Annotated in this window: 23 protein-coding genes; 7 read left to right on the top strand and 16 right to left on the bottom strand. The window is 59.3% G+C overall.

The features are described 5' to 3' along the window. Nucleotides 1–4: 4 nt before the first annotated feature. The gene (gene tpiA, locus GZH91_RS07100; RefSeq protein WP_147072630.1) at nt 5–760 is read right to left on the bottom strand and encodes a triose-phosphate isomerase; all 756 of its coding nucleotides are present in this window, start codon (nt 758–760) and stop codon (nt 5–7) included. Between the two features lie 132 nt (nt 761–892). Between tpiA and pstS the strand changes: the two genes are divergently transcribed. The 4 genes from pstS to pstB all read left to right on the top strand — a co-directional run bounded on the left by pstS (nt 893) and on the right by pstB (nt 4898). Continuing rightward, nucleotides 893–2026: a phosphate ABC transporter substrate-binding protein PstS gene (pstS, locus tag GZH91_RS07095; protein WP_307723878.1), complete on the top strand. Its 1134-nt coding sequence runs from the start codon at nt 893–895 to the stop codon at nt 2024–2026. Between the two features lie 259 nt (nt 2027–2285). Further along, a complete protein-coding gene (gene pstC, locus GZH91_RS07090) occupies nt 2286–3248 on the top strand; it encodes a phosphate ABC transporter permease subunit PstC (protein WP_147072632.1) in 963 nt (320 codons plus the stop codon). 8 nt (nt 3249–3256) lie between these two features. After that, nucleotides 3257–4102, top strand: a complete 846-nt coding sequence (gene pstA / locus GZH91_RS07085) for a phosphate ABC transporter permease PstA (protein WP_147072634.1) — start codon at nt 3257–3259, stop codon at nt 4100–4102. Nucleotides 4103–4124: 22 nt separating this feature from the next. Next, the gene (pstB, locus tag GZH91_RS07080) at nt 4125–4898 is read left to right on the top strand and encodes a phosphate ABC transporter ATP-binding protein PstB (protein ID WP_147072635.1); all 774 of its coding nucleotides are present in this window, start codon (nt 4125–4127) and stop codon (nt 4896–4898) included. A gap of 44 nt (nt 4899–4942) precedes the next feature. Here the strand turns inward: pstB and glmM are convergent, their stop codons facing one another. From glmM to GZH91_RS07060, 4 genes are all read right to left on the bottom strand, one after another. After that, entirely contained in the window at nt 4943–6313 is a 1371-nt protein-coding gene (gene glmM, locus GZH91_RS07075) for a phosphoglucosamine mutase (protein WP_147072636.1), read from the bottom strand. Further along, a complete protein-coding gene (folP, locus tag GZH91_RS07070) occupies nt 6306–7136 on the bottom strand; it encodes a dihydropteroate synthase (RefSeq protein WP_147072638.1) in 831 nt (276 codons plus the stop codon). The genes glmM and folP overlap by 8 nt, the downstream gene beginning before the upstream one ends. A 74-nt stretch (nt 7137–7210) precedes the next feature. Next, nucleotides 7211–9106: an ATP-dependent zinc metalloprotease FtsH gene (ftsH, locus tag GZH91_RS07065; RefSeq protein WP_147072640.1), complete on the bottom strand. Its 1896-nt coding sequence runs from the start codon at nt 9104–9106 to the stop codon at nt 7211–7213. A 45-nt stretch (nt 9107–9151) separates the two neighbouring features. Next, nucleotides 9152–9790 carry an RlmE family RNA methyltransferase gene (locus GZH91_RS07060; protein ID WP_147072643.1) on the bottom strand — a complete coding sequence of 213 codons (639 nt, stop codon included), beginning with the start codon at nt 9788–9790 and terminating at the stop codon, nt 9152–9154. A gap of 36 nt (nt 9791–9826) precedes the next feature. Here GZH91_RS07060 and yhbY point away from each other — a divergent pair, with 36 nt between their 5' ends. Next, nucleotides 9827–10123, top strand: a complete 297-nt coding sequence (gene yhbY, locus GZH91_RS07055; RefSeq protein WP_147072645.1) for a ribosome assembly RNA-binding protein YhbY — start codon at nt 9827–9829, stop codon at nt 10121–10123. A 5-nt stretch (nt 10124–10128) separates the two neighbouring features. Here the strand turns inward: yhbY and GZH91_RS07050 are convergent, their stop codons facing one another. The 6 genes from GZH91_RS07050 to GZH91_RS07025 form a co-directional block, all read right to left on the bottom strand. Beyond that, on the bottom strand, nt 10129–10584 hold the full coding sequence (locus tag GZH91_RS07050) for a DUF4149 domain-containing protein (RefSeq protein ID WP_147072647.1): 456 nt from the start codon (nt 10582–10584) through the stop codon (nt 10129–10131). 155 nt (nt 10585–10739) lie between these two features. Beyond that, on the bottom strand, nt 10740–11216 hold the full coding sequence (gene greA / locus GZH91_RS07045; RefSeq protein ID WP_147072684.1) for a transcription elongation factor GreA: 477 nt from the start codon (nt 11214–11216) through the stop codon (nt 10740–10742). A gap of 18 nt (nt 11217–11234) precedes the next feature. Further along, complete coding sequence (gene carB, locus GZH91_RS07040; RefSeq protein ID WP_147072649.1) at nt 11235–14444, bottom strand: carbamoyl-phosphate synthase large subunit; 3210 nt, start codon at nt 14442–14444, stop codon at nt 11235–11237. 3 nt (nt 14445–14447) lie between these two features. Beyond that, nucleotides 14448–15581 (bottom strand): glutamine-hydrolyzing carbamoyl-phosphate synthase small subunit, encoded by a 1134-nt coding sequence (gene carA / locus GZH91_RS07035; protein WP_147072651.1) that lies wholly within the window; start codon nt 15579–15581, stop codon nt 14448–14450. A gap of 112 nt (nt 15582–15693) precedes the next feature. Next, nucleotides 15694–16506, bottom strand: coding sequence for a 4-hydroxy-tetrahydrodipicolinate reductase (gene dapB / locus GZH91_RS07030; RefSeq protein ID WP_147072653.1), 813 nt, complete (start codon nt 16504–16506; stop codon nt 15694–15696). After that, nucleotides 16503–16973 (bottom strand): outer membrane protein assembly factor BamE, encoded by a 471-nt coding sequence (locus GZH91_RS07025; RefSeq protein ID WP_147072655.1) that lies wholly within the window; start codon nt 16971–16973, stop codon nt 16503–16505. The genes dapB and GZH91_RS07025 overlap by 4 nt, the downstream gene beginning before the upstream one ends. An 81-nt stretch (nt 16974–17054) precedes the next feature. Between GZH91_RS07025 and fur the strand changes: the two genes are divergently transcribed. Further along, on the top strand, nt 17055–17483 hold the full coding sequence (gene fur / locus GZH91_RS07020; protein WP_147072656.1) for a ferric iron uptake transcriptional regulator: 429 nt from the start codon (nt 17055–17057) through the stop codon (nt 17481–17483). 2 nt (nt 17484–17485) lie between these two features. Here fur and GZH91_RS07015 read toward each other — a convergent pair whose 3' ends face one another. From GZH91_RS07015 to GZH91_RS07000, 4 genes are all read right to left on the bottom strand, one after another. Then, nucleotides 17486–17878 (bottom strand): hypothetical protein, encoded by a 393-nt coding sequence (locus GZH91_RS07015; protein WP_147072659.1) that lies wholly within the window; start codon nt 17876–17878, stop codon nt 17486–17488. Between the two features lie 3 nt (nt 17879–17881). Continuing rightward, entirely contained in the window at nt 17882–18067 is a 186-nt protein-coding gene (locus GZH91_RS07010) for a hypothetical protein (RefSeq protein WP_147072661.1), read from the bottom strand. A gap of 141 nt (nt 18068–18208) precedes the next feature. Beyond that, nucleotides 18209–19861: a DNA repair protein RecN gene (gene recN, locus GZH91_RS07005; RefSeq protein ID WP_147072663.1), complete on the bottom strand. Its 1653-nt coding sequence runs from the start codon at nt 19859–19861 to the stop codon at nt 18209–18211. Between the two features lies 1 nt (nt 19862). Beyond that, nucleotides 19863–20735 carry an NAD kinase gene (locus GZH91_RS07000; RefSeq protein WP_147072664.1) on the bottom strand — a complete coding sequence of 291 codons (873 nt, stop codon included), beginning with the start codon at nt 20733–20735 and terminating at the stop codon, nt 19863–19865. A gap of 364 nt (nt 20736–21099) precedes the next feature. Between GZH91_RS07000 and GZH91_RS06995 the strand changes: the two genes are divergently transcribed. Beyond that, nucleotides 21100–21678, top strand: a complete 579-nt coding sequence (locus GZH91_RS06995; RefSeq protein WP_170227442.1) for a DsrE family protein — start codon at nt 21100–21102, stop codon at nt 21676–21678. A gap of 653 nt (nt 21679–22331) precedes the next feature. On the opposite strand, the gene GZH91_RS06990 is transcribed toward GZH91_RS06995, so the two are convergent. Next, nucleotides 22332–23816 carry an efflux transporter outer membrane subunit gene (locus GZH91_RS06990; protein WP_198415426.1) on the bottom strand — a complete coding sequence of 495 codons (1485 nt, stop codon included), beginning with the start codon at nt 23814–23816 and terminating at the stop codon, nt 22332–22334. Nucleotides 23817–23822: the final 6 nt, after the last annotated feature.

Here is a 23822-nt window from a genome sequence, read left to right as displayed (position 1 = left end):
ATCCTCAGCCTTGTGCCGCCCGGCAAATGGCGATGAACTCATCAGCCACCAGCGACGCGCCGCCAATCAACCCACCGTCAATGTCCGGCTGGGAAAACAATTCTGCCGCATTGGCGGCCTTTACGCTACCGCCATATTGAATCACCAATGCCGCTGCAACAGCCTTATCCAGCACGGCCAGCCTGTCACGAATGAACGCGTGCACGGCCTGCGCCTGCTCCGGGCTGGCTGTCTTGCCGGTACCAATCGCCCATACCGGCTCATATGCCACCACTGCGCGCCCCATACCGCCAATGCCGGACACCGCCAATACTGCATCCAGCTGGCGCCCGATAACGGTTTCGGTAACACCCGCCTGACGTTCATCCAGCGTCTCTCCCACGCACAGGATGGGGGTTAAGCCTGCAGCCAATGCCGCAGCGAATTTGGCGGCGACTGCCGCATCATCTTCACCATACAGCGCACGCCGCTCGGAGTGACCGACGATGACGTGGCTGCAACCAAAATCCAGCAACATCGGGGCGGAGACCTCGCCCGTATATGCCCCTTTCGCGTACTGGCTCATGTTTTGAGCGCCCCATGCCAGCCCGGTGCCGGACAACACAGACTGCACCTGCGCCAGATACGGAAATGGCGCACACACAATGCAGGCAGCTGCATCCGCCTGCCCCAGCGCAGCCACCAAAGCATCAAGCAATGCCTTGTTCTCAACCACGCTACCGTGCATTTTCCAGTTGCCTGCGACCAGTTTTTTGCGCATCGCCTAACCCGACCCATAGAAAGCCACAAATAGTACACACAACAGCGAGTCCCGGTCAATGGCTTAACAAGTCATTCACCCATTAGCTTAACCATTTCGTCATATTTCTGTAATATTCGAGCCTTACCATGTGTGTCTCGAAACAAGCCGGGATGGTGCAGTGCGCAACTCCGATTTGTTTTACTGCACCAACAGGGAAACATAAAATATTATGCATACGAAAAAATCTGCTGTCCGGGGACTTGCAGCTGCAATGATACTCGGCGCTGGCTGGGCTTTTTCAGCCAGTACAGCAGCCAACGAGATTACTGGCGCGGGTGCTCTTTCCCGTATCCGATTTATGCGAAATGGGCTGAGGCATACAAAGCCAAGACCGGTATTGGCATGAACTATCAATCCATCGGTTCAGGTGGCGGCATCAAACAGATTAAAGCCAAAACCGTAGATTTCGGCGCTTCTGACATGCCTCTGAAGCCTGATGTTCTGGAAAAAGACGGCCTGATGCAATTTCCCACCGTAGTCGGTGGCGTGGTGCCTGTAATCAACCTGCGCGGTATGGCAGCGGGCACAGTTCGGCTGAACGGTACGGTACTGGCAGACATTTTCATGGGAAAAATCCAGAAATGGAACGACCCGGCCATTGCAGCCTTGAACAAGGGGACCCGCCTGCCCGCTTCTTCGATTACCGTGGTGCATCGTTCCGATGGCTCCGGCACCACGTTTATCTTTACCAATTACCTGGCCAAAGTCAGCCCGGAATGGAAAGAAAAAGTGGGTAATGACACTTCCGTGGCCTGGCCGGCGGGCGTCGGCGGCAAGGGCAACGAGGGCGTGGCTTCCTTCGTACAGCGCATCCAGGGCTCGGTTGGCTACGTGGAGTACGCTTACGCCAAACAGAACAGGATTCCTCACGCGCTACTGCAAAACAAGGAAGGCGTCTTTGTTGCTCCAGAAGCAAATGCGTTCAAGGCAGCCGCCGCGGGTGCAGACTGGGAACACGCCCCCGGCTTTTACGAAATACTGACCAACGAACCTGGCAGGGCGAGCTGGCCTATTACAGGCGCCACATTCATCCTGATGCACAAAGTGCAGAGCAAGCCTGCCTCTGCCAAAGAAGTGTTGAATTTCTTTGACTGGGCATACGCCAACGGCGATGATATGGCACTAGGACTGGATTATGTGCCACTGCCTGGCAGGGTGACGAAAATCATTGCCAATGCATGGAAAACCCGGATCAAGGACACAAACGGCAAGGCCGTCTGGTAGCCCCGACTGCCTGCCAATCTGCAAGGACAAACTCCGCCATGCCTCTGCATGGCGGAGTTTGGTTAACTGAAGGGCGCCTCTGAAAATCCAGAATCCCGGGCGCGGCACCAAGTGGGAGGAAGACAATATTGCCCAGTATCCCTATGCCATACAAGCGTAAAGTTTTTCTGGCAACATGGGCACCGCGATGAAGTATGGATTTTTAAAGGCGCCAGCATATCTGCGTAATCAAGACGATAATCGACCTGGCACGAATCACATGAGCAACCCGCTATCCACCCATCGCACTCGCCGTTTCATGTGGCAGGACAAACTGTTCCGCGGTGCCACACGGATTTTTGCGTTTATTGTGCTGGCCCTGCTTGTCGGCATTCTGGCTTCTCTGGTAGCAGGTAGCATACCCGCGATCCACACATTCGGACTGGGATTCCTGACGGATGGCTCCTGGAACCCGGTCACCGAAAAATTCGGCGCGCTGGTGCCTATCTATGGCACCTTGGCGACCTCGATCATCGCATTATTGATTGGCGTACCACTCAGCTTTGGCATTGCGGTATTCCTGACTGAATTATCGCCCAAATGGCTGAAGCGTCCATTGGGCATTGCAATTGAATTACTGGCAGGCGTGCCCAGCATTATTTACGGCATGTGGGGACTGTTCGTATTCGCTCCCCTGTTCGCTGAACATGTCCAGCCCTGGCTGATTGACAAGCTTGGCCCGCTGCCTGTATTCGGGCCGCTGTTTCAGGGGGCACCGATGGGTATTGGCATGTTGACTGCAGGCTTGATTCTGGCGTTGATGGTGGTACCGTTTATCGCTTCCGTCATGCGCGACGTATTTGAAATCGTGCCACCCCTGCTCAAGGAATCCGCATATGGTTTAGGTGCCACCACCTGGGAAGTCGTGTGGAACATCGTGTTGCCCTATACCAAGATCGGCGTGGTCGGCAGCATCATGCTCGGACTCGGGCGCGCCCTGGGTGAAACCATGGCAATCACGTTTGTGATTGGCAATGCGCATCAGCTCAGTACTTCGCTGATGATGCCTGGCAACACCATATCCTCGGCGCTCGCCAACGAATTCACCGAGGCCGATGGCAAGCTGTACACCTCGGCCCTGATCGAGCTCGGGCTGATTCTCTTCTTCATCACTTTTGTTGTGCTGGCCTTGTCCAAACTGCTGCTGCTGCAACTGGGCAAGCACGAAGGCAAAAAAAGCTAGGAGCCTGCATGTTTTCCCTGTACGCACGACGGCAATTCGCCAACAAATTCAACTTGATCGCCTCGCTCGCGACCATGCTGATCGGCCTGTCAGCGCTGGCCTGGATATTTTGGACATTGCTGTCATATGGCTTGACGGGTGTAAGCCTGGACATGTTTACCAAATCCACCCCACCACCGGGCAGTACCGGGGGGCTTATCAACGCCATAGTGGGCAGCCTGCTGATGACGCTGGTCGCGACTCTGGTGGGCACGCCCATCGGCATTCTGGCAGGTACCTACCTGGCAGAATTTGGCCAACGCGGCTGGCTGGCGCCAACCACTCGCTTTATCAATGACATTCTGCTGTCTGCTCCGTCCATTGTGATTGGTTTGTTTGTTTATGAAGTTTATGTGGTTAGCACGGGACATTTTTCGGGGTGGGCGGGTGCATTTGCGTTGTCCCTGATTGTCATTCCGGTGGTCGTGCGCACTACCGAGAATATGCTTAAACTGATTCCCAACAGTTTGCGTGAGGCGGCAGCCGCACTGGGTGCCCCGCAATGGAAAGTGGTCACCATGGTCACCTGGCGCGCCTCCAAAGCGGGAATATTGACCGGGATTTTGCTGGCCATCGCGCGCATCAGCGGAGAAACCGCGCCACTGCTGTTCACAGCGCTGAACAATCAGTTCTGGAGTACCGACATGAACGCGCCGATGGCCAACTTGCCGGTGGTGATTTTCCAGATGGCGATGAGCCCATATGATGATTGGCACAAACTGGCGTGGGCTGGCGCCCTGCTGATTACCTCTGCGGTACTCGGACTCAGCGTCGCTGCACGCATCCTGTTCCGCCAGCAGTCTTCATCCCATTAAGCCTTACACACGGAACCCATACATGACCCAGAGCATGGATCACAACGCAAAAATCAGCCTGCGCAATCTGAATTTCTACTACGGCAAGTCGCATGCCCTGAAAAACATCAACCTGGATATCCCGGACCGTCAGGTCACTGCTTTTATCGGCCCTTCCGGCTGCGGCAAATCCACCCTGCTGCGCACCATGAACCGCATGTATGACCTGTACCCTGGACAACGTGCCGAGGGTGAGATCTTGCTTGACGGGCAAAACATCCTGGAAAAAGGCGCCGATCTCAACAAGCTGCGCGCCAGGGTCGGCATGGTATTCCAGAAACCGACACCGTTCCCCATGTCGATTTACGACAATATCGCGTTCGGCATCAAACTGTATGAGAGTATGGGGCGCTCGGCCATGGACGAACGCGTGGAATGGGCGCTGAAAAAAGCTGCACTGTGGAATGAAGTGAAGGACATCCTGAACCGCAGCGGCAATAGCCTGTCGGGGGGCCAGCAGCAACGCTTATGCATCGCACGCGGCATCGCGGTCAAGCCGGAAGTGCTGCTGCTGGACGAACCGGCTTCGGCACTCGACCCGATTTCCACCGCACGTATTGAAGAGTTGATCCACGAACTCAAGACCGACTACACCATCGCCATCGTCACTCACAACATGCAGCAGGCGGCGCGGGTTTCCGATTTCACCGCCTACATGTATCTGGGTGAAATGATCGAATTCGGCAAGACCGATCTGGTATTCACCAATCCAAAACAGAAAGCCACCGAAGATTACATTACCGGGAAATTCGGCTGACCGGCCCGTTAATGCCGTTACAAAGAGCCGCGGTTGCGGCTCTTTTATGGACTGCCGGGTGCTGGTGCTGCCTGACGCACCGCTTTTGCAATATGCTCGGCCTGACGCATGGACTGATCCGGGCAGGTGCTCTCCACCATGACGCGAATCAGCGGTTCGGTACCCGAAGCGCGCAGCACGATGCGGCCCTCCTTGCCCAGGGCGCTTTCAGCATCGTTGCACGCCTGCCGCACTGCAGCATGGTTGAGGTCGAAGCCTTTGGCAACCCGCACGTTCAGCAGTACTTGTGGATAGAGCGTGAGATCCGCCGTGTATTCAGCCAGCGATGTGCCGCTGTCACGCAGCGCATGGAGCACTTGCAGAGCGGAGATAATGCCGTCGCCGGTGGTGTGTTTGTCCAGGCACAATATATGTCCGGAGGTTTCCCCGCCTAGCTGCCAGCCGTTTAGCTGCAGCAATTCCAGCACGTAACGGTCACCCACCTTGGCGCGGGCAAACGGGATATTCAGCCGACCCAGCGCGTGCTCCATGCCCAGGTTGGTCATCAGTGTACCGGCCACGCCGCCCTTCAGATAACCGCTCTCGGAACGGTGCCTGGCGATGGCGTAGACCAGTTGATCGCCGTCGAAAATCGTGCCGTCGGCATCGGCCATCATCAGGCGGTCGCCATCGCCATCCAGTGCAAGACCGAAATCGGCACGATGGCGGCGCACCGCCGTGCTCATCGCATTGGTGTGAGTAGCACCGCATTCGCGGTTAATATTGAGACCATCCGGGTGATTGCCGATGGGAATCACTTCTGCGCCCAGTTCATGCAGCACATGCGGAGCGACATGGTAAGTAGCGCCGTGCGCGCAGTCCAGAACAATGCGCAGGCCACGCAGATCGCGCTCAAATGGGAAGGTGCTCTTGCAAAACTCGATATAGCGTGCTGCAGCGTCGTCGATGCGCTTGACTCGTCCCAGGCCCCTGGAAGGCATGGTTTGCATCGGTTCATCAAGCAGCGCTTCAATGGCCAGTTCGGTTGCGTCCGGCAGTTTGGCTCCGATAGCGGAGAAAAACTTGATACCGTTGTCTTCAAACGGATTGTGCGAGGCGGAAATCACCACCCCTGCCTGCAGGCGCAGCGCACGGGTCAGATAAGCCACCGCCGGTGTCGGCATCGGCCCCACCAGACGTACATCCACACCGGCGGCGCACAGACCGGCCTGCAGTGCAGCCTCCAGCATGTAGCCGGAAATGCGGGTATCTTTTCCAATCAGCACCACCGGGTTTTCTCCCGCTGCCAACCCCAAGGCATCGGAAGCGAGCACCTTGCCTGCCGCATAGCCCAGACGCATGACAAAGTCCGGCGTGATCGGGCTTTCCCCTACCCGCCCGCGCACCCCGTCCGTACCAAAATATTTTCTATTCATCACTCTCCTCCACTGCCTGAATTATTTTTAGCGCGTCCTGACATGCCGCGACATCGTGGACGCGCAAAATGCGTGCGCCACGCATGACTGCCAATATGTGCGCCGCCAGACCGGCATATTCACGCTGGTCAACAGCACGGCCGGTAATCTTGCCAAGCATGGACTTGCGTGAAATGCCCACCAGTACCGGCACGCCGAATTGCGTAATACGGTCAAGATGGTGCAGAAGTTTAAGATTATGCTCCAGGGATTTTCCAAAACCAAAGCCCGGATCCACCACAATGCGCGCGCCGGCGATACCTGCAGCCCTGGCAGCCGCAATGCGCGCAGCAAGAAAACCGGTCACCTCGGCCACCACATCGTGGTAACGCGGATTGTTCTGCATCGCTTGCGGTTCGCCTTGTTTGTGCATCAGACACACCGCTACATCGCCGCATGCCACGGCCTGCAACGCACCTTTTGCCTGGAGTGCGTCGATGTCGTTAATCATATGGGCACCCGCTGCAATGGCAGCAGCCATGACCTCGGGTTTACGCGTATCCACCGACAGCACGGCGCCGCAGCCTTGCAATGCGGTGAGCAGCGGCACCACCCGGTCCAGCTCCTGCTGTAATGGCACCACCTCCGCTCCCGGGCGGGTAGATTCACCCCCGATATCAATTATCGCGGCCCCCTCCGCAATCAATTGATGCGCATGCTCCACCGCAGATTCAACATGTGCGTGCCGGCCGCCGTCCGAAAATGAATCCGGGGTGACGTTGACTATCCCCATGATACGGGGGAAAGACACATCGAGTTGAATGTTGGCGCAGTGTAAAATCATCGATTACAAAACAAAAAAGCCAAGGGCTGGATTATAGCCCTTGGCTGGCGATACGATTCCCTAGATGAATGCGCTTAGACTTCTTGTACAGGCGTCGCAGCAGGCACGGGGGTGACCACTGGCGCACCTCCTTGCGGCGGATTTGTCGGCAGGCTTGTACTGGGCTTGGGTGGCCGCGGCGGCTGACCTTTCATGATGTCGCCAATCTGATCGGCATCAATGGTTTCCCATTCCAGTAACGCGTGCGCCATGGCTTCCACCTTGTCACGGTTATCTTCCAGTATCTTGCGCGCCAGGGTGTACTGCTGGTCAATGATGCGGCGGATTTCCATGTCCACCTTCTGCATGGTCGCTTCGGATACATTCTTGTGCGTGGTCACGCTGCGCCCAAGGAATATCTCGCCTTCATTTTCACCATACACCATCGGCCCCAGCGCATCGGACATACCCCATTGCGTCACCATGCGCCGTGCCATTTCCGTGGCGCGCTCGAAATCGTTCGAAGCGCCCGTGGTCATATGATTCATGAATACTTCTTCGGCGATGCGCCCGCCAAACAGTACCGATATGTTTTGCAGTATCTGCTCACGGTCCATGCTGTAGCGGTCTTCCGTCGGCAGCTGCATGGTCAGTCCCAGTGCGCGTCCGCGCGGGATGATGGTGACCTTGTGCACCGGATCTGTCTTGTCCAGCAGATACGCCACCACGGCGTGCCCCGCCTCGTGGTAAGCGGTGTTACGGCGCTCTTCTTCGGGCATGACCATGTTTTTGCGCTCAGCACCCATCATGATCTTGTCCTTGGCATGCTCGAAGTCATCCATGTCCACCAGGCGCTTGTTTCCACGCGCAGCGAACAGCGCCGCCTCGTTCACCAGGTTGGCGAGATCCGCCCCGGAAAACCCGGGGGTGCCACGTGCCAGAATATCGGCGCGCACATCCGGCGCCATCGGAATCTTGCGCATATGCACCAGCAGAATCTGCTCGCGTCCGCGAATATCAGGCAAGGGCACCACCACCTGGCGGTCAAATCGACCCGGGCGCAGCAAGGCTGGATCAAGCACATCCGGACGGTTGGTGGCGGCGATCACGATCACCCCGGCGGTGCCCTCGAAGCCGTCCATTTCCACCAGCAACTGGTTCAGCGTCTGCTCGCGTTCATCATTGCCGCCACCCATGCCCGCGCCGCGCTGGCGGCCGACTGCGTCAATTTCATCAATGAAGATGATGCAGGGGGCGTGTTTTTTGGCCTGCTCGAACATGTCACGCACGCGTGCTGCACCCACGCCGACAAACATCTCGACGAAATCGGAACCGGAAATACTGAAAAACGGCACTTTGGCTTCGCCCGCTATGGCCTTGGCCAGCAGGGTTTTACCCGTACCAGGGCTGCCTACCATCAGCACACCACGCGGGATACGCCCGCCCAGTTTCTGGAATTTGGACGGGTCACGCAGAAACTCGACGAGTTCGGAGACTTCTTCCTTGGCTTCATCGCACCCCGCCACATCGGCAAAGGTAATCTGGTTGGTGGATTCGTCCAGCATGCGGGCCTTGCTCTTGCCGAACGAGAACGCACCGCCCTTGCCACCGCCCTGCATCTGGCGCATGAAGAATATCCACACCCCGATCAGCAGCAGCATCGGGAACCAGGATACGAACAGGCTCATCAGGAATGACGGCTCTTCTTCCGGTTTTGCTTCTATCACCACGCCATTTTTGAGCAGGTCGGAAACCATCCAGGGATCTGAGGGCGCATAAGAGGTGAAGTGCTTGCCGTCGGTTTTCACCCCTTTCAACACATGGTTTGAAATCACCACTTTGGCGATCTGGCCCTGTTTGACCTCATCGATGAACTGCGAGTAGTCCATTTGCGCTTGCGCGGTCTGACGCGTGCTGAACTGGTTGAATACCGTCATCAGCACCAGGGCAACCACCAGCCAAATGGCAATATTTTTAAACATGTTATTCACGTAGCGCTCCTGTGAGCAGGTAAAAATTGCGAATTTAAACTCATTCTAAACTGATTCGGGTGCTGCTGCCACTGTTTGCCGTCTGCTTTTTCCCAGCACATAGACTTCACTGCTGCGGTCGCGCGAAGCGCGCGGTTTGCGGGTCACAACCTGCGCGAACTGGTCTCGCATGGCCTTCACGTATTCCTGAAAACCCTCACCCTGAAAAGCCTTGACCAGAAAATCGCCGCCCGGTTTCAAATGATTGCAGGCAAATTCCAGCGCCAGTTCGCATAGATGCATACTGCGCGCCTGGTCGGCGCTGGCGACGCCACTCATATTGGGTGCCATATCCGAAATTACAAGGTCGGGCAGCCGTCCTGCCAGCACTTGTTCCAGCTCCGTCAGGGCGGCCACACCGGTAAAGTCGCCCTGGATGAAAGTCACCCCGGCGATCGCATCCATCTCCAGCAGATCCAGTGCAACCACCTTTGCGCCCAGCTTGGCAGCAATCTGCGACCAGCCCCCGGGTGTGGCACCCAGGTCAACCACCAGCATTCCAGCCCGGATCAGGCGATCACGGGTGTTGATTTCATCGAGCTTGAATGCCGCGCGTGAACGATAACCATGCTGCCTGGCCAGTTTCACATAGGGATCATTCACATGCTCGCGCATCCAGGCTTTGCTGGTTCTACTGGGCTTCATCGGCTAAAATCCGGGTTTGCTTTAGAAATGCCCATCATGATTACCCTCAATGCACTACAACGCCGCTATTTACGCGGACAAGCCCATCACCTGCATCCGGTTGTCATGATCGGCGATGCGGGGCTGACCGACGCGGTCATGCGTGAAGTGGACATCAACCTGAAAAGTCACGAGCTCATCAAAGTAAGGGTATTCGGCGATGAGCGCAGCAATCGCATTGCCATCATGGAAAAAATCTGTGCCGATCTGGCCGCAGCACCGGTTCAACATATTGGCAAACTGTTATTGATTTACCGTCCGGCAGCCAGGCCCAGGATCAGCCTGCCCAAGTAACTGGATCAGCGGCTATTCTGCTTTAAAATCAATACCAGCCCTAGCAAGCTCTGCACCAGATAGACAATGCTGGAAATGCCATGCCAGCGCGCGAAGCGGTCACGGAAGATGCTCTCCATTACCGCCTGCGGCATGGCCCGCTCCTTGAGGTTTTCCATGATGGGCTGGATGCCGAAATGCCCGCCCAGCGTCAGTAACAGCATCACCAGCGCCACCCAAAAGAATGCCTGCTTAGGCGCGCTGCTGCCAAATGCGGCCAAGCGCTGAATAATCAGATAAAATCCGCATACCATGCTGACGTAGGCCATGACGGTAAACATGTGCCCCGCCAGATTACCCGCCAGCTGCTTGTCTGCCAGGCTGCTGAACAGTACCGGCGCGGTGATGTAGCCAATTGCCCAGATCCCGCCCACCCACAGGGTAACGGCAATTCTGGCGAGTGCGTCGGGCAGGTTTTTCATGATTTCATTTATCTCGGAAAAAGCATTAACCACGGAGTTCACGGAGTAAGCGGATTGCAGGTCGCCTGGTATTCAGCCGTTGGGTCATAAAAGAATCAAGTTGCCTTCCTCCGTGCCCTCCGTGAACTCCGTGGTTTAGAACCAAGTTTTTCAGTTTATATGTAGCTCACATCCAGCACTTCATATTGGCGCACACCGCCCGGCGCCTGCACGTCAGCGGTATCCCCCGCACTTTTGCCGATCAGTGCGCGGGCGATCGGCGAGCTGATGGAAATTTTGGATTGCTTGATGTCGGCTTCATCGTCGCCGACGATCTGGTAGGTAACCATCGCGCCGGTTTCCAGGTCTTCCAGCTCTACCGTGGCACCGAACACCACGCGCCCATCTGCATCCAGCTCGGCTGGATTGATGATCTGCGCCGAGGACAGCTTGCCCTCCAGGTCGGCAATGCGGCCTTCGATAAAGCCCTGCTTCTCTTTGGCGGCATCGTACTCGGCGTTTTCCGACAAATCACCCTGCGCGCGCGCTTCTGCTATTGCGGTAATCACCGACGGGCGTTCTATGGTTTTCAGCCGATGCAGTTCCTGACGCAGCATTTCCGCGCCCTTGACTGTCAATGGAATTTTGCTCATGGCATTCATGGTTCATCCTTATCGAGCAGGCAATTGCCGGTGCAATCCCTGCAGGTCATAAACTTTCAGCCCACCCATCGCCTGCATTCCGATGCAGGCGGCACGTGCCCCGGCCAGCGTGGTGTAGTAAGTGACGCGTTGCGCCAGTGCAACACGGCGAATTTCCACCGAATCGCGCACTGCACGTTTGTCGTCCACCACGTTGACGATCAGGCTGATTTCGTTGTTTTTGATCATGTCCACAATATGCGGACGCCCTTCAGTAACCTTGTTGACAACAGTCACCGCCAGCCCGCCAAGCGCCAGCGCTGCTGCGGTGCCGCGGGTGGCATGCAGGGTGAAGCCCAGAGCTATCAGCTGGGCGCCGATTTCGACGATTTTTTGTTTATCGGCGTTGCGCACACTGATGAATGCAGCGCCCCCCTTGGGCAGCTTCACGCCAGCCGCCAGCTGCGACTTGACGAAGGCTTCGCCGAAACTCGCGCCCACGCCCATGACTTCGCCCGTGGACTTCATCTCCGGCCCCAGCAGGGTATCCACGCCCTGAAATTTGGCGAATGGGAACACCGCTTCCTTCACCGAGAAATAGGGTGGCACCACTTCTTTTTCAAGCCCCTGCTCAGCCAGACTGCGCCCCGCCATGCAGCGCGCCGCCACTTTGGCCAACTGGATACCGGTGGCCTTGGATACGAACGGCACGGTACGCGAAGCACGCGGGTTGACCTCGAGTACGTACACCGTGTCACCCTGCAGCGCGAACTGCACGTTCATCAGCCCCACCACGTTGAGTGCGCGTGCCATGGCGACAGTCTGGCGGCGGATTTCGTGCTGGATTTCAGCCGGCAGGCTATACGGCGGCAATGAGCACGCCGAATCGCCAGAGTGTACGCCAGCCTGCTCGATGTGCTCCATGATGCCGCCGATGAGCACCTGCTCACCATCGCTGATGGCGTCCACATCCACTTCAATGGCATCGTTGAGAAAGCGATCCAGCAGTACCGGGGAATCGTTGGAAACCTTGACTGCTTCGCGCATATAGCGCTGCAAATCGGCTTCCTCGCGCACGATTTCCATGGCACGGCCGCCCAGCACATAGGAGGGGCGCACCACCAGCGGGTAGCCGATCTCGGCAGCCAGGCGCATGGCTTCTTCGGCAGAACGCGCGGTGCGGTTGGGCGGCTGCCTCAAGCCCAGCCCGACCAGCAATTGCTGGAAGCGCTCGCGGTCTTCGGCGCAGTCGATCATGTCCGGCGTAGTCCCGATAATGGGCGTGCCGAAAGCCTCCAGATCGCGCGCAAGCTTGAGCGGGGTCTGCCCGCCGTATTGTACAATCACGCCGACAGGTTGCTCAACACGCACGATCTCCAGCACATCTTCCAGCGTCACCGATTCGAAATACAGGCGGTCGGAGGTGTCGTAATCGGTGGAGACCGTTTCCGGATTGCAGTTGACCATGATGGTTTCATAACCATCCTCACGCATTGCCAGCGCCGCATGTACGCAGCAGTAATCGAATTCGATGCCCTGGCCGATGCGGTTGGGCCCGCCACCCAGCACCATGATTTTCTTGCGGCTGCTCGGTTGCGCTTCGCATTCTTCCTCGTAGGTGGAATACAGGTAGGCAGTGTGGGTGGAGAACTCCGCCGCGCATGTGTCCACACGCTTGTATACCGGGTGGATGCCCAGCGCCCAGCGCTTTGCCCGCACCGCATGCTTGTCGCAACCCAGCAACGCCGCCAACCTGCGGTCAGCAAAGCCATTGCGCTTGAGATTGCGCAGTTCCCCGGCATCGAGCTCGTCCAGCGTGCGGCCTTTGAGTGCCGCCTCATCCGCCACCAGCGCCTCGATCTGCACCAGGAACCAGGGGTCAATCCTGGTGAAGCTGAACACCTCATCCAGGCTCATGCCGATGCGGAAGGCATCGGCCACATACCAGATACGTTCGGGGCCGGGGTTGCCGATTTCCGCCTCGATCACATCGCGATCAGCGGTGATTTCGTTCAGCCCATCCATGCCGGTTTCCAGCCCGCGCAGGGCTTTCTGGAAGGATTCGCGGAAAGTGCGACCGATTGCCATCACCTCGCCCACCGATTTCATCTGGGTGGTAAGACGGTCGTTGGCCTGCGGGAATTTCTCGAAGGCAAAACGCGGAATCTTGGTCACCACATAGTCAATGCTGGGCTCGAACGAAGCCGGCGTCGCGCCGCCGGTGATGTCGTTTTTCAGTTCATCCAGGGTATAGCCCACTGCCAGCTTGGCGGCGATCTTGGCAATGGGGAATCCGGTCGCCTTGGACGCCAGCGCCGAGGAGCGCGACACGCGCGGGTTCATCTCGATCACCACCATGCGTCCGTCAACCGGGTTGATACCGAACTGCACGTTGGAGCCGCCGGTCTCGACACCGATCTCGCGCAGCACCGCGATGGAGGCATTGCGCAGGATCTGGTATTCCTTGTCGGTCAGCGTTTGCGCAGGCGCCACGGTGATGGAATCGCCGGTGTGCACGCCCATCGGGTCGAGGTTTTCGATGGAGCAGACGATGATGCAGTTGTCGGCACGGTCGCGCACCACTTCCATCTCGTATTCTTTCCAGCCGATCAGCGACTCTTCGATCAGCAACTCGCGGGTGGGCGACGCCTCCAGGCCACGCTCGCAAATGGCGACGAATTCTTCACGGTTGTAGGCAATGCCGCCGCCGGTGCCGCCCATGGTGAAGGATGGCCGGATGATGGTGGGGAATCCCATCACCGCCTGCACCTGTAGGGCCTCTTCCATGCTGTGGGCAATCGACGAGCGCGGCGAAGCGAGGCCGATGCGGGTCATCGCCTGCTTGAATTTCTCGCGGTCTTCGGCCATGTCGATGGCATTGCGCGAGGCGCCGATCATCTCCACGCCGAATTTTTCCAGCACGCCGTGCCTGGCCAGATCCAGCGCGCAGTTCAACGCGGTCTGCCCGCCCATGGTGGGCAGCAGCGCCTCGGGGCGCTCTTTGTCGATGATTTTTTCCAGCACCTGCCAGGTGATCGGTTCGATATAGGTCACATCGGCCATCTCCGGGTCGGTCATGATGGTGGCCGGGTTGGAGTTGACCAGGATAACCCTGTAGCCCTCCTCGCGCAGTGCCTTGCAGGCCTGCGCACCGGAATAGTCGAATTCGCAGGCCTGGCCGATGACAATGGGGCCGGCGCCGATAATGAGAATGCTGTGGATGTCGGTACGTTTCGGCATGGCTTAACGGTGGGCTTTCTGCATCATGGCCACGAAGCGGTCGAACAGATAACCGACGTCATGGGGGCCAGGGCTGGCTTCGGGGTGGCCCTGGAAGCTGAACGCCGGTACATCGGTGCGGGCAAAACCCTGCAGCGAACCGTCGAACAGGGAAACATGGGTCACACGCAGGCTGGCGGGAAGCGAGTCGGCATCCACCGCAAAACCGTGGTTCTGGCTGGTAATTGCCACGCGCCCCGTGTCGAGGTCCTTTACCGGATGGTTGGCGCCGTGGTGGCCGAATTTCATCTTGATGGTCCTGGCGCCGGAAGCCAGCGCCAGCAACTGGTGACCCAGACAAATCCCGAAAATCGGGATGCCGGTTGTCACCAGTTCGCTGAGGGCGGCAATGGCGTAATCACACGGCTCAGGATCGCCCGGACCGTTGGACAGGAAAATGCCGTCCGGCCTGAGCGCCAGGGCATCTTGCGCGCTGGCCTGCGCGGGCAGCACAGTCAGCTTGCAGCCGCGTTCGGCCAACATGCGCAGGATATTGCGCTTGATGCCATAATCGAAGGCCACGACGTGGAACGGCATGCTGTCTGGCCTGGCGTAGCCTTTGCCCAACTGCCATTCGCCTTCCTCCCAGGGGTAGGCGGCGCTACAACTCACCACCTTGGCAAGATCCATCCCGGCCAGGCCAGGAAAACTGCGTGCCTGCGCCAGCGCCTCGGCCTCATCCACCTCACCCGCCATGATGCAACCTGACTGCGCACCGGTCTCACGCAGGATGCGGGTGAGACGACGCGTGTCGATGTCGGCGATTGCAACGACATTTTCCGCAACAAGATAATCGGACAGGGATAAGGTGCAGCGGAAGTTGCTGGCCAACAGCGGCAAATCGCGTATCACCAGGCCGGCGGCGTGCACCTTTGCCGCTTCCACATCTTCCGCGTTGACGCCGGTATTGCCGATATGAGGATAGGTGAGTGTGACGATCTGGCGCGCGTAGGACGGGTCGGTCAGGATTTCCTGATAGCCGGTCATGGCGGTGTTGAACACCACCTCGCCCACAGTAATGCCTGGTGCACCAATGGCTACGCCGCGAAAGACTGAACCATCGGCAAGCACCAGAATGGCGGGTTGAGCGTGCGGCAAGGGAGTACTCCGGTATGAGACTTACACAAAGAGGCGGGCTGAGTTTTCACCCGCCCGCCTCTGAAATATAGGCCCCATTTTAGCCGAAAACGCCCCCGAACTCAACGCGAGTTCAGCGCAGGCCGAGCACGTCCTGCATATCATACTGCCCGGCGGGGCTAATCGACAGGAAACGCGCGGCGCGCAGCGCGCCCTGGGCGAAGGTCATGCGGCTGGATGCCTTGTGGGTAATCTCCACGCGCTCGCCTATGCCGGCGAACATCACCGTGTGGTCGCCGACGATATCGCCACCGCGTACCGTGGCAAAACCGATGGTGGAAGGCTGGCGCTCGCCGGTCACGCCTTCGCGGCCATACACCGCGCATTCCGCCAGATCCCGGCCGAGCGCCCCGGCCACCACCTCGCCCATGCGCAGCGCCGTGCCGGATGGGGCGTCCACCTTGTGGCGATGATGCGCTTCAATGATCTCGATGTCATAGCCCTCGTTGAGCACTGTGGCAGCGATTTCCAGCAGCTTGAAGGTGAGGTTCACGCCCACGCTCATATTGGGGGCGAATACCACGCCAATGTCGTGCCCGGCGTCGGCAATCGCCTGTTTTTGCTCGGCAGAGAAACCGGTCGTGCCGATAACGATGTTCACGCCCAGCTTGCGGCATAGCGCCAGGTGTTGCAGCGTGCCTTCGGGGCGGGTGAAATCAATCAGCGCATCGGCCCCGGCCAGGGTAGTTGCCAGGTCGTCGCTAATCATGACTTGAGCTGATCCGCCCAGCACGCCCGCATCGCGGCCAAGATACGGACTGCCAGTGCGTTCCAGCGCACCATGCAGCACACAGTCGGCTGCCTGCGCGACGGCTTCCAGCAGCGCCCGGCCCATACGCCCGGAACTGCCCGCGATGACAATTTTAATCGGTGCAGCAGCGCTCATTTGCTACCCGCAGCTGGCTGGGGGGGGGCTGGAACGGTACTGTCGGCCGGTTCCGCAGCAGCGGGCGCGTTCACCCCGGCGGGCGCGGTTTCAGCTGCGGGAGGAGCGGCCTTGATATCGACTTCCTTGCCGTCATCCATCACCTCGACAATACGCTGCGCCACGTCGCCGTCAAAATACACGGCCACGCGCCGTTTCGCGACCAGCTTCCCGGCTTTGTTATCGATATAGACATAATCCCAGCGTCCGCTGTGGAACATGTCCGTCACCAGCGGCGTGCCCATGATGAAGCGCACCTGCGCGCGGGTCATGCCGGGCTTGAGCTTGGCTGCGGTCTCGCGATCCACGTAGTTGCCTTGCTGGATATCGATTTTGTAGGGTGCCAGCGACGGCACGGAGAAGGACGGCATGCTTTTGCAACCGGCCAGTCCAAGGCAGGCTGCGAAAATCAGGATCAGGGCGCGCATATTTTAGTCTGGTATTTGCAAAGCAACAAAATAAAGGCACTATGATAGCTCAGATAACCCGCACGAGACACTCCCCACATCATGAGCGACCCCAGCGATCTGAAAAGCATCGGCCTCAAAGCCACCCTGCCCCGGCTGAAAATCCTCGACCTGTTCGAAGGCTCGACTAAACGCCACCTCAGCGCTGAAGAAGTGTACCGCCTGCTGATTGCCGAAGACATTGACATCGGACTCGCCACGGTTTACCGGGTGCTGACCCAGTTCGAGCAGGCCGGACTGCTGATCCGCCATCATTTCGACAGCGACAAGGCGGTGTACGAGCTCAACAGCGGCGGCCATCACGACCACCTGGTATGCCTGCAGTGCGGGCGCGTGGAAGAATTTTTCGACGAGGAAATCGAGCGCCGCCAGAAAAAAGTCGCCGCGCAGCGCGGTTTTACCATCCACGACCACTCGCTGCATATTTACGCGGATTGCACTAAGAGCGCGTGTCCGCACAAACCCAGATAAGCCTATTCCGCGACCAGCATGGCAGGTTTGTGGCCCTTGACCGATCTGATCAACAGCAGCAACGGCAACAGCATTACAAAACTCAGCGCAATCAGCCAGAAAGTACAGACGAAGCCCTGCACACTGGCCTGGCGTTGCACCGCCTGTCCCAATACCCCGGCCCCGCCACCCGGCATGGCCAGGTGCAGCGGCGCCAGAACCTGCTGCGCGTGATTATTGTAGGGCGTGATGTACTGGCGTAGCTCCGCCCAGCTGACGCGCGTCGAATAGCGCAGATAAGTGCTTACCGCCCGGATACCTGGCTGGCAACTGGCACAATCGCGGCATTCCAGTACCAGCCGCCGCCCGCCAGCAGCGCCAGCACGGTGACGGCAATCAGGGATTTTTCGTGGCATTCATCACTGTGCCTCTGCCTGGGTACGGATGTGCTCGAGCAAAGCCAGGGCGCGGTCGATATCCTCACCTGCCACATCCGCCAGAATGACTGCGCGCAGCTCTGCCGCCACCTGACGAATCTGCCCGCACACCACCAGCCCCGCCGCGCTCACCTCGATGCGTTTGGCGCGGCGATCGGCGCGATTCACGTGGCACGGCTCAGCCCCAGGGGTTTGAGGCGGCGATCCAGTGCCAGCTTCCAGGCATGGGCGGCTGTGTGCAGCGCCTCGGCAAAGCGCTGCGCAGTCGCAGGCGTCGTGCGCATGGTCATTCCCCCAATAGCCAGCGGGCTAACTATTCAACATTTCCGCCGCGTGCTTGCGTGTGGTTTCGGTGATGGTGACGCCGCCCAGCATGCGGGCGATTTCATCCACGCGTGCGGACGCATCGAGCGCGGTGATGTGGCTCACCACGCCGCCGTCGCGCGCTGCCTTGCTGACTTGCAGATGCTGCTGGCCACACGCGGCCACCTGCGGCAGGTGTGTGATGCACAATACCTGACGGCTGCCGGCCAGATTTTTGAGCAGCGTGCCAACGATTTCCGCCACCCCGCCGCCGATGCCCACGTCCACTTCGTCGAAGATCAGGGTAGGCACGCCCGCCACCTGGCTGACCGCGGTCTGCAGCGCCAGACTGATGCGCGACAGCTCGCCGCCCGAGGCCACCTTGGCCAGGGCTTTAGGCGCTGTGCCGGGGTGCGGCGCGACCATGAACTCGACCTGTTCCAGGCCGTGCGCATTGCCCTCGGCCAGGGGCGTCAGGCCAATCTCAAATGTGCCGCCGGCCAGCGCCAGCTGCTGCATAGACAGGCTCACGCTGGCTGCCAGTTTGCCGGCGGCCCTGGTGCGCTCCGTGCTGAGTTTAGCTGCGTGGGCGAGCCACTGTTCGCGCGCGCCACGGGCAGCCTGTTCCAGCGCCGCCGGGTCGGCGGTCGCGCCGAGTTCGCTGAGCCGGGTTTGCGCGCTGGCCAGCAGGTCGGGCAATTGTTCCGCTTTGACGCGATATTTGCGTGCCGTATCGAGCACCTGTTCGATGCGTGCCTCGACCTCATTCAAGCGTGCCGGGTCGGCTTCCAGGTGATCCAGATAGCGGCGCAGGCTGTGCGTGGCTTCCTGTAACTGCAGCGCTGCGGATTCCACCAGCTCACGCGCCGGTTGCAGGTCACTATCGTAATCCGCCAGGCTCGCCAGCCGCGCGCTCACCGCGCTGATTTGCTGTTCGGCAGCGGTTTCTCCTTCAGATAGCACATCCAGCGCCAGGCCCACGCCCTCCATCAGGCTGGCGGCATTGGCCAGGCGGCGGTGTTCAGCCTGCAGCTCGTCCCAGCCCGCCTGCGTAAATTGCAGCGTGTCCATATCGGTGACCAGCCAGTGCAGGCGCTCGCGCTCGGCGTCGAGCCCGCTGCTGTTGTCACGCAACGCGCTGAGCCGGTCGTGCAGATCGCGCCAGTGGCGATAGGCGTCGGCAACTTGCCGCACCAGGGGCTGCAAGCCGCCGTAGCTGTCGAGCAGATCACGCTGGGCGGCCGTTTTGAGCAGCGACTGGTGCGCGTGCTGGCCGTGGATGTCAACCAGAAACTCGCCTGCCTCGCGCAACTGCTGCGCGGTGACGCTGCGGCCATTGATAAAGCAGCGTGAGCGTCCGTTGCTGTCTACCACCCGGCGCAACAGGCAGGTGGCATCGTCGTCCAGCGCGCTCTCGGCCAGCCAGTCCTGCAGGCCGGGCAAACCGCTGCAATCGAACTCGGCGCTGATCTCGGCGCGCAGCGCACCCTCGCGCACTACACTGGCGTCGCCACGTTCGCCCAGCGCCAGCGCCAGCGCGTCCACCAGGATGGATTTACCCGCGCCGGTCTCGCCGGTGAGCACGGTGAAACCCGGCTCGAATTCAATATCGAGCGCGTCCACGATAACGAAGTCACGCAGGCTGAGTTGGCGCAGCATTTTAGAGTTGGGTACCCCAGTGCAACTTATGCCTGAGCGTAAAGTAGTAGCTGTAATTTTTGGGATGCAGCAGGCGCAGGGTTTTGGGTGCACGACTGACCATGATGCGGTCGCCGACCTGCACATCGAAATGGCGCTGGCCGTCAAAATAGACGCGCGCATCGCCTGCCACAATCAGGCGCAGCTCAACTGCAGACCGGCTATTCACCGCAATCGGCCTGGCCGACAGGGTATGCGCGCAGATGGGCACCAGCACGAAGGCTTCCAGCGTAGGGTGCAGGATCGGTCCGCCTGCTGACAGGGCATACGCGGTGGAGCCGGTGGGCGTGGCAATGATCAGGCCGTCGGAGCGCTGGCGATAGACAAAATCGCCGTCAATGAAAACTTCGAATTCAATCAGCCGCCCGCTACTGGCCTTGCTCACCACCACATCATTGAAGGCGCAGGCGGCGAAAATCTCCTCGCCATCGCGCACAATACCGGCATTGAGCAGCAGGCGTTGCTCGGCAACATACTCGCCATCCAGAATGGCGGCCATGCTTTCGAACATCGCTTCCACCGGCACATCGGTGAGGAAACCCAGATGTCCCTGGTTGACCCCCATCAGGGGGATGTCGTCTTTCATCAGCATGCGCGCGATGGACAGCATGGTGCCGTCGCCCCCCAGCACCACCGCCAGATCCGCACGCGAGCCGATCTCGGCCAGCTCGGCAATCGGGTAAATGGCGCTGCCGATATGCTCTGCGGTGTTGCGCGCAATCAACACGTCATGGCCGCGGCCGCGCAGAAAATCTGCCAGGCGCAACAGCGCCTCACCGATTTCCGGACTGTCGTATTTGCCCACCAGGGCGATGGTTTGAAAGATTTCAGACATGGGCGGAATTATAGCGACGCCCTTTGTGCATTGATATACCGTTGCAGCAACAGATTATCTGTGGATCAGCCAAACCCAAAATAATGGGTATCCGGTTTCTGTAATTGCGATCAACACGAATTGACAGGTTTATACCGGCGCCAGGAGCAGGAACCCCCAGCTTTGTTCAGGGCAAACGCGAAACTGGAAATTGGAAGGATGAAGTTTGGCTGAACGTGGATCAGATTCAGATGGAACCATTAAAGCAGGTAAGCTGAGGTGACGCGACAACCACGTTGACAAACGCCTTGGGCGTAAAGTAAATTCGGTGCGCCAGGCCTCTGGCTGATTTTTTCATTTCACCCTATTTGAAACGGAGACAATGATGACCTACGCTGACTTGATAAAAAGGGCTGCCTTCATTGCCTTGGTGGGTATTTCTGGCATGGCGTTCGGCGAAGGGGAAAAGGTCACCGCTCCCTATGGCACAGCGAAATTCAGCAGCTATGCTGACATCAATCAGCTAAAACAACTCAAAGCCGTGTGGGATTTCAATTTTCAGGATCCGAAGAGTGTGGGCTTTGTATTCAACAATGTCGCAGCCTTGCTAAAGGCAACTGAGGATTACGGTCCCCATGAAATTGACCCAATCAAGGTCGTCATTGTTTCCCATGGCCCGGAAGTGGTGCTTTGGGCAAAGAAAAACTATTCCAAATATAAAGACATCGTTGACCGGGCCGCCAGTTTTTCCCAACAGGGGGTCAGGTTCGAGGTATGCAAGAATGACGCCGCCGCACTGGGTTTCAAACCCGAGGATTTGGACGGGTTTGTCACCGTCATCCCGGCCGGACCCTATGCACTGACCTACTGGCAAAACAAGGGTTATGCCTATATCGCCGTGGGGGCGACCCTGCCTACTCCGCCGATTAGCGCTTACAACAAAGACGACACCAACAAACGCTAGGGTTCAGAACGCGACAAAGCCGGGGGGGTTATTGGGTGAGCGCCTCAAAGGCGCCATTAACCCGTAAGCCGGCCAAGGCGGGGCTGCGCGCCCAGTTTCATCTGGTCATGACGTTCATTGTTCCGGGTTGCGAATGTACACCCTGGCCAGTTGCTCATCCGGCCCCACCATGGACCCAAGGCAGCCTCTGGCCCAAAACACCTCTCCGGTGGAGTTCCCAGCCCTATCACAAACCTGCGGGTAATCGCTGTCGCACGCTTGCCCTTGATGCAGCCCATCACGTCCGGCATCGCATAACCATACAGACGACACATCAACGCCTGGCATCCTTGGTCTCTGCAGGAGACTACCCCTGCAGCGCCCGTATAACAACGACATGGAAAAAAGACAGCGTGAGGCTGCCAGGGGCTGGATCACTGAATGGGGCGCGACTGGAAAACCCTGCCTGATGCAGGCAGCCACCGTCTCGCTGGTGGTCTGCTTTCGAAATAGGGGGACAAAATGAAACGGATGGATTTTTTCACAGGGCAAGGCGCGAGGAGGCGACATAGCACGGACTATGGCAACGACGAGCAACGCCGCCATGCGGGAAAAGACGCCGTTTCATGTTCCGGTATTTCGAAAGCAGACCACTAGCGTCCACGCCACGCGCTTCACTCGCTGCGAACCGGCGCACTACCCAGTGCAGGTGTATCGCCGCCCCAGCCCCCGCCCAGCGCCTGGATGAGCAGCACACTGGCGGTCAGGCGACGGCCGAGCAGGCCGAGTTCGGCATTTTGCGCGCTGCTGGCCGTGGCTTGCGCGGTGATCACATTGAGGTAGGGAACCGTCCCTGCCTTGTACTGGTTCTCTGCCAGACGCAGCGAGGTTTCAGCCGCTTGCACGGTTTGCCGCTGTAGCGCCGCCTCCTCGCTCAGGATACGTTGCGCGGCCAGGTTGTCCTCGGCTTGCTGGAAGGCGGTGAGCACGGTCTGCCGGTAATTGGCCACGGTCTGGCGGTAACCGGCCTCGGCACTGGCGACTTGCGCGCTGCGCGCACCGGCGTCGAAAAGCGTGAGCGCCAGGGTGGGCCCAAGCGACCAGAACAGGCTCGGCGCACTGAACAAATCCGCCAGATGCGACACCCGGCTGCCGGTCTGCGCCGACAGCGTCAGCGCCGGAAACCACGCAGCCTGCGCCACGCCGATCTGGGCATTGGCCTGCGCCACCTTGCGCTCGGCTGCCGCCAGGTCGGGACGGCGCTGCAGTAGCTGTGCCGGCACGCCGGCCGGAATCTCAGGCACCGCGGGGCGCATGTCCACTGCCGCAAGACTGAATTGGGCGGGCGGCACGCCCACCAGCACGGCAATCGCATGTTGCTGCTGGGCGCGCGTGACGCCCAGATCCGTGTGCGTCACCTGGGCACCCAGCAACTGGGTGCGCGCCTGCGCCACATCGGCAGCGGATACCACGCCGGCGCGATAGCGGTTTTCGGTCAACTGTAATGCCTTTTGATAAGCCGCCACGGTTTGCCCGGCCAGGCCGATTTGCGCGTCGGTCACGCGCAATTGCAGATAGGTTTGCGCCAGCGTGGCTTGCAGGGAAAGCAGCGTGGCTTGCAGCGTGGCGGCGCTGGCCTGCGCCGACGCCTCGCTGGCGGCCACCTGCTGGCGCACCTGGCCCCACAGGTCCGGTACCCAGCTGGCAGTGAGCCCCGCGCTAAACGTGTTGCTCGGCACCGACTGAGAATTGGTTTGTCCGGTTGAGAAGAGGGTGCCGCTTTTCGAGCGGCTGGCAGACAGGCTGGCGCCCAGCGTCGGATAAAACTGGGCGCGACTGGCGGCGGTCAGCGCCGTGGCCTGGTCGTAGGCGGCCAGCGCCGCCTGCAGGCTCTGGTTGGCTTGCGCCACCTGCTGTTCAAGCTGATCGAGTAGCGCGTCGTTGTATACCTGCCACCACGCACCGCGCGGTGCGGCATCTTGCGGGCGGGCGGGCATCCAGCCCTGGCTCTCGGCAAAGGCGGCCGGCACGCCGAGCTTGACCGGCGGCTGCGGCGGCGTGGTGCTGCACGCGCCCAGACCGGCGCATAGCAGCAGCGCCGTCAGCACCATGCGGCGCGGGTTCGGGAGACAGGACAAGTCGGCTGGATGTGCAGTCATGAAAGA

Origin of the sequence: Sulfuriferula plumbiphila (genome assembly GCF_009938015.1) — a bacterium.
Classification (GTDB): domain Bacteria; phylum Pseudomonadota; class Gammaproteobacteria; order Burkholderiales; family Sulfuriferulaceae; genus Sulfuriferula; species Sulfuriferula plumbiphila.
Note: the sequence above shows the minus strand (reverse complement) of the source record. Positions and strands in the feature narration are given on the sequence as shown.

Excerpts from the sequence above, each read along its gene's own strand:
- tpiA (WP_147072630.1), bottom strand. The coding sequence starts at position 760 with ATGCGCAAAAAACTGGTCGCAGGCAACTGGAAAATGCACGGTAGCGTG.
- recN (WP_147072663.1), bottom strand. The coding sequence starts at position 19,861 with ATGCTGCGCCAACTCAGCCTGCGTGACTTCGTTATCGTGGACGCGCTC.
- GZH91_RS06995 (WP_170227442.1), top strand. The coding sequence starts at position 21,100 with ATGACCTACGCTGACTTGATAAAAAGGGCTGCCTTCATTGCCTTGGTG.
- glmM (WP_147072636.1), bottom strand. The coding sequence starts at position 6,313 with ATGAATAGAAAATATTTTGGTACGGACGGGGTGCGCGGGCGGGTAGGG.
- GZH91_RS07050 (WP_147072647.1), bottom strand. The coding sequence starts at position 10,584 with ATGAAAAACCTGCCCGACGCACTCGCCAGAATTGCCGTTACCCTGTGG.
- pstA (WP_147072634.1), top strand. The coding sequence starts at position 3,257 with ATGTTTTCCCTGTACGCACGACGGCAATTCGCCAACAAATTCAACTTG.
- carB (WP_147072649.1), bottom strand. The coding sequence starts at position 14,444 with ATGCCGAAACGTACCGACATCCACAGCATTCTCATTATCGGCGCCGGC.
- GZH91_RS06990 (WP_198415426.1), bottom strand. The coding sequence starts at position 23,816 with ATGACTGCACATCCAGCCGACTTGTCCTGTCTCCCGAACCCGCGCCGC.
- GZH91_RS07060 (WP_147072643.1), bottom strand. The coding sequence starts at position 9,790 with ATGAAGCCCAGTAGAACCAGCAAAGCCTGGATGCGCGAGCATGTGAAT.
- folP (WP_147072638.1), bottom strand. The coding sequence starts at position 7,136 with ATGATTTTACACTGCGCCAACATTCAACTCGATGTGTCTTTCCCCCGT.
- pstC (WP_147072632.1), top strand. The coding sequence starts at position 2,286 with ATGAGCAACCCGCTATCCACCCATCGCACTCGCCGTTTCATGTGGCAG.
- greA (WP_147072684.1), bottom strand. The coding sequence starts at position 11,216 with ATGAGCAAAATTCCATTGACAGTCAAGGGCGCGGAAATGCTGCGTCAG.
- dapB (WP_147072653.1), bottom strand. The coding sequence starts at position 16,506 with ATGAGCGCTGCTGCACCGATTAAAATTGTCATCGCGGGCAGTTCCGGG.
- fur (WP_147072656.1), top strand. The coding sequence starts at position 17,055 with ATGAGCGACCCCAGCGATCTGAAAAGCATCGGCCTCAAAGCCACCCTG.
- GZH91_RS07015 (WP_147072659.1), bottom strand. The coding sequence starts at position 17,878 with ATGCCACGAAAAATCCCTGATTGCCGTCACCGTGCTGGCGCTGCTGGC.
- GZH91_RS07000 (WP_147072664.1), bottom strand. The coding sequence starts at position 20,735 with ATGTCTGAAATCTTTCAAACCATCGCCCTGGTGGGCAAATACGACAGT.
- pstB (WP_147072635.1), top strand. The coding sequence starts at position 4,125 with ATGACCCAGAGCATGGATCACAACGCAAAAATCAGCCTGCGCAATCTG.
- yhbY (WP_147072645.1), top strand. The coding sequence starts at position 9,827 with ATGATTACCCTCAATGCACTACAACGCCGCTATTTACGCGGACAAGCC.
- GZH91_RS07025 (WP_147072655.1), bottom strand. The coding sequence starts at position 16,973 with ATGCGCGCCCTGATCCTGATTTTCGCAGCCTGCCTTGGACTGGCCGGT.